At 71.2% G+C, this 14,013-nt stretch carries 12 protein-coding genes and 1 pseudogene; 6 read left to right on the top strand and 7 right to left on the bottom strand.

Annotated elements, in window-relative coordinates:
• Position 1 precedes the first annotated feature (1 nt).
• Together AB0927_RS10180 and AB0927_RS10175 are read right to left on the bottom strand one after the other, a co-directional pair.
• Positions 2 to 1,798 carry a fatty acyl-AMP ligase gene (locus AB0927_RS10180; RefSeq protein ID WP_366667086.1) on the bottom strand — a complete coding sequence of 599 codons (1,797 nt, stop codon included), beginning with the start codon at positions 1,796 to 1,798 and terminating at the stop codon, positions 2 to 4.
• A gap of 208 nt (positions 1,799 to 2,006) precedes the next feature.
• Positions 2,007 to 3,935, bottom strand: coding sequence for an HAD-IIIC family phosphatase (locus AB0927_RS10175; protein ID WP_366667085.1), 1,929 nt, complete (start codon positions 3,933 to 3,935; stop codon positions 2,007 to 2,009).
• A 194-nt stretch (positions 3,936 to 4,129) separates the two neighbouring features.
• On the opposite strand from AB0927_RS10175, the gene AB0927_RS10170 reads away from it, so the two are divergent.
• On the top strand, positions 4,130 to 5,392 hold the full coding sequence (locus AB0927_RS10170; RefSeq protein WP_366667084.1) for an FAD-dependent oxidoreductase: 1,263 nt from the start codon (positions 4,130 to 4,132) through the stop codon (positions 5,390 to 5,392).
• Between the two features lie 141 nt (positions 5,393 to 5,533).
• Complete coding sequence (locus AB0927_RS10165) at positions 5,534 to 5,734, top strand: hypothetical protein (RefSeq protein WP_366667083.1); 201 nt, start codon at positions 5,534 to 5,536, stop codon at positions 5,732 to 5,734.
• A 27-nt stretch (positions 5,735 to 5,761) separates the two neighbouring features.
• On the opposite strand, the gene AB0927_RS10160 is transcribed toward AB0927_RS10165, so the two are convergent.
• From AB0927_RS10160 to AB0927_RS10145, 4 genes are all read right to left on the bottom strand, one after another.
• Positions 5,762 to 7,027, bottom strand: a complete 1,266-nt coding sequence (locus AB0927_RS10160) for a cytochrome P450 (RefSeq protein ID WP_366667082.1) — start codon at positions 7,025 to 7,027, stop codon at positions 5,762 to 5,764.
• Positions 7,028 to 7,200: 173 nt separating this feature from the next.
• On the bottom strand, positions 7,201 to 7,614 hold the full coding sequence (locus tag AB0927_RS10155; protein WP_366667081.1) for a DUF4260 family protein: 414 nt from the start codon (positions 7,612 to 7,614) through the stop codon (positions 7,201 to 7,203).
• A 116-nt stretch (positions 7,615 to 7,730) separates the two neighbouring features.
• Complete coding sequence (locus AB0927_RS10150; protein ID WP_366667080.1) at positions 7,731 to 8,531, bottom strand: alpha/beta fold hydrolase; 801 nt, start codon at positions 8,529 to 8,531, stop codon at positions 7,731 to 7,733.
• Positions 8,532 to 8,646: 115 nt separating this feature from the next.
• Positions 8,647 to 9,447, bottom strand: coding sequence for an AfsR/SARP family transcriptional regulator (locus tag AB0927_RS10145; RefSeq protein ID WP_366667079.1), 801 nt, complete (start codon positions 9,445 to 9,447; stop codon positions 8,647 to 8,649).
• Between the two features lie 214 nt (positions 9,448 to 9,661).
• Here AB0927_RS10145 and AB0927_RS10140 point away from each other — a divergent pair, with 214 nt between their 5' ends.
• The 3 genes and pseudogenes from AB0927_RS10140 to AB0927_RS10130 all read left to right on the top strand — a co-directional run bounded on the left by AB0927_RS10140 (position 9,662) and on the right by AB0927_RS10130 (position 11,859).
• Positions 9,662 to 9,928, top strand: a complete 267-nt coding sequence (locus AB0927_RS10140; protein WP_366667078.1) for a DUF6059 family protein — start codon at positions 9,662 to 9,664, stop codon at positions 9,926 to 9,928.
• Positions 9,929 to 9,955: 27 nt separating this feature from the next.
• Positions 9,956 to 10,594 (top strand): annotated as a pseudogene (locus tag AB0927_RS10135) (DUF6461 domain-containing protein).
• Positions 10,595 to 10,647: 53 nt separating this feature from the next.
• Positions 10,648 to 11,859, top strand: coding sequence for a HEAT repeat domain-containing protein (locus AB0927_RS10130; RefSeq protein WP_366667077.1), 1,212 nt, complete (start codon positions 10,648 to 10,650; stop codon positions 11,857 to 11,859).
• Positions 11,860 to 12,592: 733 nt separating this feature from the next.
• Here the strand turns inward: AB0927_RS10130 and AB0927_RS10125 are convergent.
• Positions 12,593 to 12,787, bottom strand: coding sequence for a hypothetical protein (locus tag AB0927_RS10125; RefSeq protein ID WP_366667076.1), 195 nt, complete (start codon positions 12,785 to 12,787; stop codon positions 12,593 to 12,595).
• A gap of 163 nt (positions 12,788 to 12,950) precedes the next feature.
• On the opposite strand from AB0927_RS10125, the gene AB0927_RS10120 reads away from it, so the two are divergent.
• The gene (locus AB0927_RS10120; RefSeq protein WP_366667075.1) at positions 12,951 to 13,937 is read left to right on the top strand and encodes a L,D-transpeptidase; all 987 of its coding nucleotides are present in this window, start codon (positions 12,951 to 12,953) and stop codon (positions 13,935 to 13,937) included.
• Positions 13,938 to 14,013: the final 76 nt, after the last annotated feature.

Genomic DNA, 14,013 nt, shown 5'->3' with positions numbered 1-14,013 from the left:
GTCAGACCACCGTTTCCGGGGACGGGGCCGCGTCGGTGGCGGCAGCGGTGGCGATGAGGCCGCGGACGGCGGGGTCGAGGACCTCGTGCAGCGCGGTGATCCGGCCCTCCAGGAACAGCTTGCGCATCAGGGTGCGCTGGATCTTGCCGCTCGTGGTCTTCCGGACGGTGCCGGGCCGTACGAGCAGGACGTTGCCGGCCGGGACCGCGAACTCCTCGCTGATGAACCGCTGGACCGCGGAGGTGAGGGCGGGCAGGCCGGTGGAGACGGCGCCGGGGCGGACCTCCTGGAGCGCCACCAGGTGCTCGCGGTCGGCGTCGACGGCGAAGACGGCGCCCGCGCCGGTGCCGAAGGCCGGGTCCACGGACTGCACGGCGCGTTCGACGTCCTGCGGGTAGAGGTTGCGGCCCGCCAGCACGACCACCTCCTTGACCCGGCCGGTGACGTAGAGCTCTCCGTCCTTCAGGACGCCCAGGTCGCCGGTGCGCAGCCAGCCGCCGCCGTCGTGTCCGCCGGTGCCGTCGCCGATCGCCGCGTCGAAGACCTCCTTGTTGGTCTCCGGCCGTTTCCAGTACCCCCGGGCGACGCTGTCGCCCTTGAGCCAGATCTCGCCGACGTGCCCCTCGGGCCGCTCGGTGCGGGTCTCCGGGTCGACGACGCGGATCTCGAAGTCGCGTACGACCCCGCTGCTGGCGAGGGAGCGGCTGGGTTCGCCCGCGCGCGGGCCGGCCAGCGCACCGCGCTCCAGGGCGGCGGCGTCGACGTCGAGCACGCGGGGGCCCGCGGTGCGCGGGATGCCGGAGACCAGCAGGGTCGTCTCCGCCATGCCGTAGCAGGGGAAGAAGGCCTCGGGACGGAACCCCGCGGACGCGAAGCGCTCGGTGAAGGCGCGGATCGTCTCGGCCCGCACCGGTTCGGCGCCGTTGTTGGCGGTCGTCCAGGTGGACAGGTCCAGCGTCTGCGACTGCGCGTCGGTGATCCTGCGCACGCACAGGTCGTACGCGAAGTTGGGGCCCCCGGCGGTGGTCACGCCGTAGTCGCCGATCATCTTCAGCCAGCGGTAGGGGCGTTTGAGGAAGGTGAAGGGGGCCATCAGGACGGCGGGGTTGCCGAGGTAGAGCGGGTGGAGGATCTGCCCGATCAGGCCCATGTCGTGGTAGAAGGGCAGCCAGCCGCCGCACACGGTGTCCGGGCCGGTGCCGATCGACCGCTGGATCGCCGCCTCGTTGGCGAGCAGGTTGCGGTGCGAGACCGCGACTCCCTTGGGTTCGCTGGTCGAGCCCGAGGTGTACTGGAGGAAGGCCAGGCTCTCGGGGGTGAGGGCGGGCGCCTGCCAGGCGGCCGCGTCGCCCTGGGCCGGGTCGTCGGTGGCCAGGCAGGGCACGTCCGTGCGGCCCTCCGCGGCCAGCCAGGCGGAGATCTCGGGGGCGTTGGCCGAGTCGGTGAGCACGGCGACCGCCTCGGCGTCGCGCAGGATGCCCAGGACCCGCGTGAACTTGCGGCCCTGTTCCGTGGGCACCGGCGCGGGCACCGCCACGGCACCGGCGTACAGGCAGGCGGTGAACGCCGCGATGAAGTCGAGGCTGGACGGATAGAGCAGCAGGACCTGGCGGTTCGCCGCGCCGCGTGCCTGGAGCCAGGACGCGATCCGGCGTGCCTCCCGGTCGAGTCCCGCGAACGTGAGGTGCCGGGGCACCGAGCCGCGGGCGTCGTCGGGCAGGAAGGTGAAGGCATCCGCGGCGCCGCGGGCTTCGGTACGCTCCAGAACCAGTTCCGTGAAGGTCCGGAAGTTCGTCAACGTCTTTCTCCGACCTCTCCGAGATCCGCTGGCGTGGCGCCGGCACGGGTCGCTGTGACATCACGATCGTCGTCCGCGGTGCTAAGGAGACGCTTGTGCGGGTCCGGCTCGCGGTGTGGGGTTGGGGGGCAGGGGGACCGGGGGTACGGGCGTCACGGGCGTGGTCGGCCGCGGCCCGTCCCGGGGGTGCGTACGAACGGGCCGCCGGTCATCCGGCGTCGCGGCGGAAGTCGGCGTCGAGTGCGATGTGCCCGGGGGCTTCGGGCAGTTCGGTGAGCGGGTGCCTGAACTCCACCGTGCCGTCGGTTGCTTCGGCCGCCGGCTCGAAGCCGAGCGAGGGGTAGAAGTCGCGCATCTTGTGGTTCTTGGCGGTGGGCCGGTAACTCGCGCGCACCTCCCGCGCGCCCGAGTCCCTGGCGTGCTGCAACAGCGCGGCGAGCGTGGCCTGTTCGATGCCGCGGGCGAAGACGCGGCAGCTGAGCAGCATGTTGTCGATGCGCAGCGCCTGCTCCTCGCGGTGGACGAAGAGGGCGCCCACGACCCCGTTGTCGCCGAAGCGGTCACGGGAGCGCACGGCCAGCACCAGGTGGTCCGGGGAGTCGAGCCGTTCGCGCACGTCGGGCACCTGGAGCCGGCGGGTGGTGAGGTTGAACTGGTTGGTGCGCAGGGTGATCTGGGCGATCCGGGCTACCTCGTGGTCGCGCACCGGGGCCACCTCGACGGTCACGCCGAGGTCGCGCAGGTAGTCCGCCATCGAGCCGGCGGTCCGCCGGAGGTCCTCCCGCTCCGCCTCCTGGCGGTACTGCACGGCGCGGCCCCGGTCCGCGGTGGTCAGTTCCCGTACGTCGAACCAGCCGTCGGCGAGCAGCCGGTCGATGTGCAGCGCCGGCTCCTCGTCGAGCGCGATCAGGGCGATCTCCGGGAGCGAGGAGGCCACGAGACCGCGTTCGAAGGGCGAGTCGTCGGCGAAGACGATGCTGTCGGTGCCGAGATTGAGCCGGTCGGCGAGGGCGCGGATGGCGCCGTCCTTGGGCTCCCAGTCGGCGCTGATCCGCACGAAGTCGTCCTCGCGCAGGGTCATGTCGGGGTGGGTGCGCAGCACGTCGAGGACCGGTTCGCGGTCGTTCTTGCTGCACACCGCGAGCAGCACGCCCTGGCCGCCGATCTGCTTGACGACCCGCTGGAACCGGCCGAACGCCTCACCGCGGTAGGTGGTGGCGGCGGCGATGCCGTCGGGTCCGTCGTCGCCGAGGACGCCGTCCCAGAGGGTGTTGTCGAGGTCCACCACGAGGACCTTCCGGGCCCGGCCGCGCAGGGTCCGCAGCAGATGGGCCGCCTGACGCGCGTACCGGGCGAGCAGTTCCTCGCCCAGGTGCACCTTGGCGTAGGCGGCGAGCCGTGTGTCACGCACCGGTCCGCCCTCGGCGATCAGCGGTTCCAGGTCGACGACGTGCAGCCGCGGGTGCGCGGCGGCGAGCCGCAGCAGGCCGATGTTGAACTCCCGCCAGACGATGGACAGTTCGGTGCGGGAGCAGTGGTCGATCAGTTGCCGGGGGTGCTCGGCGAGCAGCGGCAGGGTGTTGAGGACGAGCGTGCCGGTGCCGAGTTCGTCGTAGCGGGCGGCGAGCGCGTCGAGGAGTTCGAGCTTCCCGGTGACGGCCTTGGCGACGTCCTCCACGCCCCAGGGAAGCGGTAGTTCACCGAAGACGACCTGGGCGTCGAGCAGGCACAGGGCGAGTTCCGTGCCGGGGGCGTACAGATGGCTGCCGGGGTCCTGGAGGTCGCGCAGCCATGCGTCGTGGTCGCCGGTGCTGACGCGCAACGGGACGCCGTGCCGGGCGAGTTCGGCGGTGAGCGGGGCGGTCAGCCCGTCGAGCGTGCCGTGTCCCGTGACGGCCACGGCGGCCGGTTCGACGCCGGAGTGCCACTCGGCGATGTCCTCGGGGGCGACCTTGGCGAGCAGCCGTCCCGCGCGGGACATCTGGGCCGGCCCGTCGTCCCGCTGCGCGAGTTCGGCGAGCAGTGCGGGCACCGCCGGATACTCGGCGGCGAGCCTCTTCTCGCCGGACAGCGCGCGCAGCCGGTCGAGGGGGCCGGCGGGCTCCGGGCCGGACGGCCTCGTCACTGCTGTGCTCACGGTCTGTTCGCCTCTCTGCCAGGGCGGGCGGGCTCCTCAGAGCTTGTGCCCCGGCCCTAAAGACGGGCTTGCGCCGGAGCGCCCGCCCCGCTCCGGGGGCCGTCCGCGCGGGCCGGCTCCATCGTCCGCAAGAGCTGCTTTAGGCGGGCTGAGGATCATCCGCGGAGGATGACTCCTTCTGAAAGGCAGCGTTGATGACGACAACTGAGCTGACCGCAGAGGTGTGTGTGGTCGGAGGCGGCCCGGCGGGGCTCACGCTGGCCGTGGAGCTCGCCAAACGTTCCGTCTCCGTCGTGGTCCTGGAACAGAGCGGGCACTTCGACCGGTCGTTCCGGGGCGAGTCGGTCTCCCCCGACTCGGTGTGGCTGCTCGACCGGCTGGGCGTCCTCGGCCGCCTGAACGGCGCCTACCAGCAGATGCACAGAATGGAGATCGTCGACTCCGGCAGCCCCGTGCTGCGCGCCGACTTCCGCCGCTTCCGGTACCCGCACCCCTACCCGGTGGAGATGCCCCAGCCGGCGCTGCTGTCGGCGCTGGCCTCCCTCGGGCAGGAGGAGCACCCGGAGCACTTCGTCCTGGTGCGCCGGGCCACGGCCACCCGGCTGCTGCGCGAGGCCGACGGCGGCGGGCCGGTCACCGGGGTGACGGCGCGCACCCCGGAGGGCGAGATCACGGTGCGGGCGGCGCTCACCGTGGCAGCGGACGGCCGGTTCAGCAAGGTCCGCGAGATGTCGGGCCTGCCGTACACGAAGCTGCCGCTGGACCGTGACGTGGTGTGGCTGAAGCTGCCGTTCCCGCCCGAGTGGGACGACCGTACGTATCGCATCCGCATCCGCGGCGACCAGCACGGGCTGTTCATCCCGACCCACCCGAACAGCGTCCGCGTCGGCTTCAACATCCCCAAGGGGGGCCTGAAGGAGCTGCGTGCCCGGGGGCTGCCCGCGCTGTACGAGCGTCTCGACCTGCTCGCGCCCGAGCTGTCCGGGTCGGTGCGCAGCGAGATCCGTTCCTGGTCCGACACCTCGATGCTGGACATCTTCACCGCGCTGGTGCCGCGCTGGTCGATGCCGGGCCTGGTCCTGATCGGTGACGCGGCGCACACGCTGACGCCGATCCTCGGGCAGGGCGTCAACCACGCGATCATCGACGCGGTCACGCTGGCCCCGCTGGTGCGCGAGGCGATCGACGCGGGCGGGGGCGAGACGGCGCTGCTGCGGGCGTGCGAGGACTTCCAGCGCTCGCGGGAGGACGCGGTGGGCAGGTCGCGCGGTCTGCAACTGCGCCAGGAGCGGCTGTTCGCCCTGCACGGCGCGGGCGGTGTCCTGCGCCGCTCGCTGTACCGGGTGGTCGACCAGAGCCAGAAGCTGAAGGAGAAGGTGCTGGGAGGTGCGTACTTCCAGTTGCAGAAGCCGGGCCCGCACGCCGTGGAGGCGCAGCTGCCCGCCACCCGCCGGTGACCGCTTCGGGCACGGCCCAGTGAGGGCCGGCGGGCGGCGAAAGGGCCCTGGCCCGTACGGGAACGTACGGGCCAGGGCCCTCTGCCATTCAGCGGCGGTACCGGTGGGCCGTGCCCGAGCGGTACGGCGGGTCGTGCCCGGGTGCAGCAGCCCGGGTGGGTACGGCGGCCGGGTGGGTACGGCGGGTACGGCGGCCGGGTGGGTACGGCGGCCCGGCGGGTACGGCGGGTACGGCGGCCCGGCGGGTACGGCGGGTACGGCGGCCGGGTGGGTACGGCGGCCCGGCGGGTACGGCGGGCCGGCGGGTACGGCGGGTACGGCGGGCCGGCCGTCAGCCGGTGACGGCCGGGCGCTGTTCCGACGGGCCGGTCACCAGGTGACGGGCAGCCGGGTCAGGCCGTGCACCATCATGCCGGTGGTCAGCTCCAGGGGCTCGGCGTCCTCCGCGAGCCGCAGGCCGGGGAAACGGCTCAGCAGCGAGGTGAGGACGATCTGCAGCTCCGCCCGGGCCAGCGCGGCGCCCAGGCAGAAGTGCGGGCCGTGGCCGAACGCCACGTGGTGGACGGCCTCGGGCCGCGTGGGGTCGAACTCGTTCGGCTTCACGTCGGGGAACCGCTCGGGATCCTGGTTGGCGGAGCAGACCGCCGCCAGGACCGCGCTGCCCTTGGGGATGACGGTGCCGCCGACCTCGACGTCCTCCAGGGTGATCCGCAGCGGGCCGCCGTCGCCGATCGGGTTGACGCGCAGCAGCTCCTCGACGGCGTGCTCCATCAGCTCGGGACGTTCGCGCAGCGCGGCCATGTGCTCCGGGTGGCGCAGCAGGGTGAGGACCATCTTGCCGATCATGCTGACGGTGGTCTCGTGACCGGCGACGAGGATGGTCGCCGCCATGACGATCAGCTCGTACTCGTTGAGGCTTCCCTCCTCGTCGTGGGCGGCGACGAGCGCCCCCATCAGATCGTCCGTCGGCTCGTCCCGCTTGCGCTTGACCAGCGCGGCCAGGTACTCGATCATCTGCTGGCGCTGCGCGGCGGTCTCCTCCGCGGTGTGCGCGGTCAGCGAGACGAACGCGTCCGACCACTCGCGGAACCGGTCGCGGTCCTCGAAGGGCACACCGAGCAGTTCGCAGATCACCATCACGGGCAGCGGGAAGGCCAGCGCCGCGTTGAGGTCGACCGGCCCCCCGGCCTTCGCCATCTCGTCCAGCAGACCGTCGGCCAGTTCCTGGATCCGCGGCCGCATGTTCTGCACCCGGCGGGCGGTGAACTCGCGGGAGACGAGCCTGCGCAGCCGGGTGTGCTCGGGCGCGTCCGTGGTGAACAGGCTGCCCGGCACGGGGGGCGTGCCGGTGAGCTGCGGCGCGTCGGGCTCGATGGTGGCGGCCCGGCTGAACCTGGCGTCCGCGAGCACGGTGCGCACGTCGTCGTAGCGGCTCACCACGTAGCCCTCGTCACCGCTGGGCAGCCGGACGTGGGCGACCGGGCACTTGGCCCGCAACTCCTCGTAGACGGGCGGGACTTCGACGGCCGAGGGGCGGTGGAAGGGGTAGGCGAGGATCGGCTGGTCCGTCTCCGGTCCGCCGCCCTGAGTCGGCTCGGTCGGCTGCGTCGCCTGCGTCGTCTCCGTCGTGTCCATTCGCTTCCTCCGGGCAACAGGTGGTGAGGGGGTACTGGCATGCGGTGGTCCGGTCTCCGGGAGACGGCGAGGCCCGTCCGCCGGAGACCGGACGAGCCTCGCAGCAAGGGCTTGCGCGGGAGCAAAGCGCACCCGGACGGCCGGCTCCCGCGCCTGGTCAGGGGCTGCCCCGGTCAGCGCTGCCAGCCGTCGGCCGTGCGCAGGCCGAAGCCGAAGGCCCGGTCGGAGGCGATGTGCTGCAGCCAGACCAGACCGAGGTTGAACAGGGGAACGGCGACGGCCGGCGAGTCGGGGATCAGACAGGAGAGCATGATGAGGAAGGCGACGACGGGCCGGTGCAGCAGGTTGTAGAGAGGTACGGCCCTGGGCGACAGCCGCCCGTGCTCGTGCGGCCCGGAGAGACCGGCCAGGAACGACAGGTCGGGTACGACGACGCCGGCGACGACCGCCGCGATCACCCAGCCGCCGTACTTCACCGCCTCGAACACCGCCCAGGCCAGCAGGACGGTGGACAACACCCCCCAGGCGATGCGGACCTGCCGGGAGGCCGAGCTCCTGATGGCGCCCTGCGTGGCGTCGTGGGTCACGGAGCTGTTCCTTTCGCGATGGTTCCGTGAGCGCTCCGGGGCGCGCCGTACGGGCGTGATGACACCCGCGCGGCGGCACCCCGGCATGGCATGTCGATGAGCGAGGAGTGAGATTCTCACGGCCCGGCCGTGACGGGCACCTGGTGCGCCGGGACACGGTCCGTGACGTACCGGCGGGCCAGGCGGGCCAGTTCGCGCAGGAACAGGCTCTCGTCCGACCTCACGAAGAAGTGCCCGCCGGGCAGCGTCCGCACCGTGCAGCCGGCCCCCGCGTGCCGCCGCCAGGAGCGCATCTCGTCGACGCTGACGAGCTGGTCCGCCTGCCCCGCGAACAGGTGCAGCGGCACCCGCAGGGGACCGGTGGGGACGGCGGTGCCGCCGAGACACAGCCGGAGGTCGTCGCGGGCCACCGGGAGCAGGGCGGAGAGGAACTCGGGATGGCCGACCAGCGCCTGCGGGATGCCGCCCAACTCCACCAACGCGGCGAGGAGTTCCTCGTCGTCGGCGTCCGGGTCGGCGATCTCCGGGGCCGGCAGGTGCGGGGCGCGAAAGGCGCTCAGCACGAGGGCCCGGGGCAGGCGCGCACCGCGCTGCTCGCGGCGCCGGGCGAGCGCGTAGGCGATGAGCGCGCCCATGCTGTGGCCGTAGAAGAGGTGGGGCTCGGACAGCTCCTCGTCGAGCTGCGCGTCCATGTCGTCGATGAGAGCGTCGAGATCGGTGAACCGGGGTTCGCCGAACCGCTCCTCGCGGCCGGGCAGTTGCACGGGCATCACCCGTACTCCGGCGTCCAGGGCGTCGAGGCCGCGCTGCCATCGCCGGTACGCCGACGCTCCGCCGCCCGCGTAGGGGAAGCAGAACAGCCGTGTCGCAGGGCCCGTTTCGTGATCCGGGCGCTTCCGGGACAGGTATCGCGTCATGGTGGTCCGTCTCGGTTCCGTCCAGGGGGTGGGTGGGGGTACCCGGGTCCCGGGCGGGGCACCCGGGTTCTCGGGGCTGGGCCCGGCGGCTTCCCGCCCAGGCTGCCCCGGTTCGCTAAAAGGCCGCCAAACTCGATGTGGAGCAGTCGAGTTGGGGGTCGGCCGCGAGGATCGCCCGGTGTAGCCGCTGGATGCGCAGGGAAGGCTCTATTCCCAGCTCCTCGACAGTCGACGCGCGTAGCTTTCGAAAAATCTCAAGCGCCTGCCACGAGCGACCGCTTCGGTAGAGCGCGAGCATCAGCAGCGCGTGCAGGTTCTCCTCAAGCGGTAACCGCTCGGTGAGCACGAGAAGTTCGCCGATCACCGCGGCATGCCTGCCGAGCCTCAGCTCCGCGGTGATCCGGCCCTCCAGCGCGGAGCGCCGTGTCTCCTCCAGCCGCAGCGACTCCACACGCAGGGCCGGTCCGATCCGTACGTCGGCGAGCACCGGCCCGCGCCACAGGGCGAGCGCCTCGCCCAGCAGCCTCGACGCGGTCTCGTCGTCGCCGTCCGCCAGGGCCCGCAGCCCGCGGGCGGTGAGCTGCTGGAAGACCTCGGCGTCGACCACGCACGTGGGCATCTTCAGTACGTACCCGAGGTAGCTGCGGCTCAGGACCTCCTTGGGCGCACCCTCGTGCCCCGGTCCCAGGGCCTGGGCGATGGCCCGGCGCAGCTGCTTGACATAGGTCTGCACGACGCCGGCGGGCCCCGTGGGGGGACTCGCGTCCCACAACTCCTCCGTCAGGGTCGTCACCTTCACGTCCCCGCCCGCGTTGACCGCCAGCAACGCCAGCATCTGGCGCGGCTTGGCCGCGCTCGGCACCACGGAGGTGCCGCAGATGTCAACAACAAGCGGTCCCAGAACCCCGATCTTCATATCAGTGCTCCTTCCACCTGCCGGAACAGTGACACGTAGCCGCCTGCAACGACACTCAGCCGATCATGATCGCGTCTAGGAATCTGGCCGGGTCGGGACATGAGAATTTCATACCTCCCCCGGGCTTAAGCGAGGCTTCAGGCCAACCGGTGACCATCGCTCCGACGGGGCCGCCCGACACGCTCCCCGGACCGGATCGAAGGAGGAGGGCCGTATGAGTCCGAGGACCTGGCTCGGCAGGGCCGGCGCCGCCGCGGGGCACCTGCTCCTCCACCTCCGCGGTCTCGGCGTCTTCTTCACCGGGCCCCTGCCGGGGGTTCACTACGACGACTCGGACACCGGCTTCGACCACCCTCACCGGAGAACCCCTCCGGGCCCTCCCCCCGGCCACCCGGAACGACACTGCACGACCCCACCGAGCCGCCAGGAGCGGGAACTGTGGGCGTCCCTCGGCATCGACACGGAACGAACCGGAAGCTGACACCCGGAGCCCGGGCCTCGACCCACGATGTCAGTGGCCTCCGCGAGAATCCCGTGTATGACGACGACCGCTGCGGACTACGTGTGGTTCGAGGAGCGCTTCCCCGAACTCGCGGAGGCATACTGCTTCACCCTGGTGCACAATCTGCCGCCTTCCGAGGTTCTCCGCCGTCTCCAGGGGCGTGAGGAGTCTCCGCGGACCGGTTCGGAGCAGATAGTGGAGGCCGCCTTCGACCTCCTGAAATCCGACGACAGCCGGCAACTGGTCGCCATGACGGCTATCGGGGAGTGGACGCTGCTGATCGAGCCCAACGGCTATCTCGGTGTCACCGAGGAGAAGGCCCTGCCGGCATCCGCCGGCACCCGCTGGGTCTCGCACTTCGTCAACATCAACGGCGTCGACTCGTTTCTCTGGGCCGAGGACACGACGAGCCGCCTGGCCTTCGAGCCCGGATTCCCCGACAGCCGATGGGGAACCACCCCCGACGAACTCCTGAAGGCCATGCACGCCATCGGCTTCCAGTTCTCGGCGGAGACCTCCGACACCGCGGAGAGCCTGTCCTAACCAGCGGCGTTCGCGCTGGCCGAGCATCTGACCGGCGTCCGCATCACACCAGAGCTGCTTCAGGGAACGACGTTCATCTGCGGCAGCGCGAAAATCAGATGACCCGGACGGCGATCAGCATGAGCGAAGAGCGTCCGCCAGTAGGCTCCGCCGCTGTGACGGATGACGACCCTCTCACCGGCCTGGACGATGTGCCCTGGGCCCGACTGCAGCACTCCTACGGCACGGCCGACGACGTCCCCGGATACCTCCGGGCGATGCGGGCGGGGGTTCGGGAGGGCCGGTACCCGCCGGGTGCGCAGCTCGCGAACCGTATCGTGCACCAGGGCACGCGATCGCAGGCCGCGGCGTACACCGTTCCGTTCCTGGTGCGGATGGCTCTCGACCCGAGACTGGTCGACAGGCATCGGTTCGTCGGTCTGCTGGTCGCCATCGCGATCGGACTGGACGACAACTATCTGCCGAACGGCTATGACCCTGAGGAAGACCGTGCCTCCCTCGCGAATCTACGCGGTGAAGCCGACGACTGGGCTCAGTGGATCCGCGAAGCGGCGGACGACGAGCAGCGCGAACAGCGCGAGGGGAGCTGGGCGCAAGTGCTCACCGACGCCGAGGCGGTGGTGCGTTCCTATGACGCCGTCCGGGAAGCACTTCCCGCACTCGCTGTCCTGCTGAGCTCGGACAGCCCTGAACTGCGGGCCGAGACGGCGAACTTGCTCGCGTGGTTCCCCGAGGCCGCGGCGACGTCGATTCCGCTCTTGAAAGCGTTCATCGCCGACGAAGGCTCGCCTGGCGCGGCGGCGACGGGAGTGGTCGCCCTCGGTCTGCTCGGTGAGCCGGCCACCGTCCCCTTTGTCAGGCGTTACCTGGACAGCCCGACCGTCGAACTGCGCTGGGCCTCCGCCTTCGCGTTGACGCGGTTCGGCATCGCCGACCAGGCCGTCGTCGACGCGCTGACACAGGTCGTCGCCCGGCCGCCTGAGAAGTCCGAGACGATGTCGTTCCTGAGCGGCTCTTACAGCGGCCTCGCGGCGATGGCCCTGGCCGAAACACCCGACGCCACGACGCTCCAGGCAGTCGATGCCATGCTGGCCGGCCTCGCCGGCGCTACGGGCGTCGAAGCGTTCCACGACAGGTACTACATGGCGCAGGTGTTGTTCACGCTGGCCTTTCCGGGCGATCCCACCGAACCCCCGCGACGCTTCGCCGACCTCAGCAACGTGCAGCAGCGTGTCGTGCGCTTCGTCGCCGACCAGGACGAGACCGGCTGGCCATCCGGTGCCATGGACGCTTTGCGCCGGTGGAAGGTGCCGACCAGGCCCTCTGACCTGCGCATCTACGCCGGGATCGCCCAGGCCGGCCATTAGGCTGGCGCTTCCGCACCGTCGCATGGCGAGCTGACGATGCAGCGGCTCGGCATGCGCCAATCCTGTTGCTGGAGTGGATCCGGAACGCCGAGCATCCTCACGCAGCCATGACCTGAGCCACGAAAACTGTCTCGTCGGCCGCCACCCTGCCGGGTACGTTCACCTCGTGTGTTATTACGCCGCGAGGCCCTACAAGCTGCACTACGCGTGCGCACGCTGCCGTGTCGCATTCAAGCGGCAGCCCGGGCCCGGCGAGCACCGATGTCCTCGCTGTTCAGAGCCGATGATCTGCGCCGGTCACGACTTCGCGGCTCCTCGGCGCAGGGACACCAAGGCATGGACCGTCGTGGCCGCGGTGCTGAACGCCGGACTCCGTTACGAGGGCCGCGAACCCTGTGGCTGCGGGAAGGAGCGCAAGTTCCGCCCGCGAACCCGAGCCCAGCTGCGAGCACGGCGAGTCGCAGCAGCCCGAACCGGCATCCCTCTCGCTGACATGCTGGGACGCGCAGATCCGTCATCAGGCATCCGCATGACCTGACGGAGTGGCGCGCAGGTGGCACATGACGCGCTGTCCCGTCCACCAGATCATTGCGTGGGCCTGAGCTGCGGTCCCGTCAGGAAAAGTCCGGGCACTCCTCGGCGAAGCCCTGGGAGACGGGCTGCCAGACGCCGTGGTCCTCGCGCGCGCTCAGTCGATCCGCTTCCGTCGCCGTCTCAAGCAACTGGGCGGTGGTCAGGGGGAGGCTGCCGTGAAGACTCGACCCGGCGTCGCGCTCCGGGGAAGGAGTTCCGTCGGCACCGGGTGGCCTGCGACGACGAAGAGGTCGGCGGCCGGTATGCCGAGTTCGGTGGCGAGTTCGGTGAGCCGCCGCGGCGCGGTGTCGGTTCCGTTCGCGGCGAGAGCGCTCAGGATGATGGCCCGTTGCATGCGAGGAAGGCAGTGGGTGGACCGCCAGGACAGCCCACCGGCTGCTCGTCGTACAGGTTTTGGGACAACCTTTGCGCGGCACACGCAACTGTGGTCCGTCGTCTCTCTGTCTGGCAGGGAGTCGGGCTCGTCAGGGCCGAGGAGCGAGAGAGCGGGGCAGGTAGTGGGACGGCGCAAGGGCGGCATAGGGATCGCACTGGTCACGGGTGCGATGCTGGTGGGTGCGAGTGCCTGCGGTGGAGGCGGCGGCGACAAGGTGAGCGGGGGCGACGCGAAGGCGCCGGGTAAGCCGACCGCGAGCGCCTCGCCGTCGCCGACGAAGCCCGCGGGGCCGCCGATGCTGCTGGAGACGATCACCCCGCAGACCGGGACCACGGTGGGCGTGGCCATGCCGATCTCGGTGATCTTCACCAACCCCGTGGCGGCCAAGGCACGGGCCACGGTGGAGAAGCACATGAAGGTGAGCACCTCCCAGCCGGTGGCGGGTGCCTGGCACTGGTTCGGCGACAGGCGCGCCGACTGGAGGCCGAAGTCGTACTGGCCCTCCGGCACGAAGGTGAAGATCGACGCCGAGCTGAAGGGCGTCGGCAACGGCGCCGGACGCTACGGCGTGCACGACTACACGCACACCTTCACGATCGGCGACGACGTGCGCGCGGACGTCTCGGTGACCGGCCACACCATGAAGGTGACCCGCAACGGCACGGTGGAACGCACCCTGTCCATCAACGCGGGCAGCGCCCAGTACCCCACGTGGAACGGCACGATGGCCGTCATCGACAAGCAGGAGAAGGTCCACATGACCTCCTGCAGCGTCGGCATCAGCTGTGACAAGGGCAGCCCGAACTACTACGACCTCACCCTGCCCTGGGACGTCCACCTGACCCAGAGCGGCACGTACGTGCACTACTCGACCGGCGATCCGTCCCCGGGCAGCGGCAGCGCCCGCGGCTCGCACGGCTGCGTCCACCTGTCCCTGTCGGACGCCAAGTGGTTCTACGGCCAGGTCAAGCAGGGCGACCCCGTCACCATCACCGGCTCGCCCCGTGCCAAGGCGTCGCCCGACAACGGCTACGCCGACTTCAACCTGAGCTGGGACCAGTGGCTCGCGGGCAGCGCCTCCGGGGAGGGGACGACCGCGGGGCTGTGATCCGCCGCGGCGGCGCCGCGGTCGCGTACGCCGAGCACCGGCCGGACTACGCGCGGGCCGCGGTGCGCTGGGCGCT

It is taken from the genome of Streptomyces sp. NPDC048106 (assembly GCF_040706415.1).
Lineage (GTDB): Bacteria > Actinomycetota > Actinomycetes > Streptomycetales > Streptomycetaceae > Streptomyces.
Note: the sequence above shows the minus strand (reverse complement) of the source record. Positions and strands in the feature narration are given on the sequence as shown.

Excerpts from the sequence above, each read along its gene's own strand:
- AB0927_RS10125 (WP_366667076.1), bottom strand. The coding sequence starts at position 12,787 with ATGCAACGGGCCATCATCCTGAGCGCTCTCGCCGCGAACGGAACCGAC.
- AB0927_RS10150 (WP_366667080.1), bottom strand. The coding sequence starts at position 8,531 with ATGACGCGATACCTGTCCCGGAAGCGCCCGGATCACGAAACGGGCCCT.
- AB0927_RS10160 (WP_366667082.1), bottom strand. The coding sequence starts at position 7,027 with ATGGACACGACGGAGACGACGCAGGCGACGCAGCCGACCGAGCCGACT.
- AB0927_RS10170 (WP_366667084.1), top strand. The coding sequence starts at position 4,130 with ATGACGACAACTGAGCTGACCGCAGAGGTGTGTGTGGTCGGAGGCGGC.
- AB0927_RS10140 (WP_366667078.1), top strand. The coding sequence starts at position 9,662 with ATGAGTCCGAGGACCTGGCTCGGCAGGGCCGGCGCCGCCGCGGGGCAC.
- AB0927_RS10145 (WP_366667079.1), bottom strand. The coding sequence starts at position 9,447 with ATGAAGATCGGGGTTCTGGGACCGCTTGTTGTTGACATCTGCGGCACC.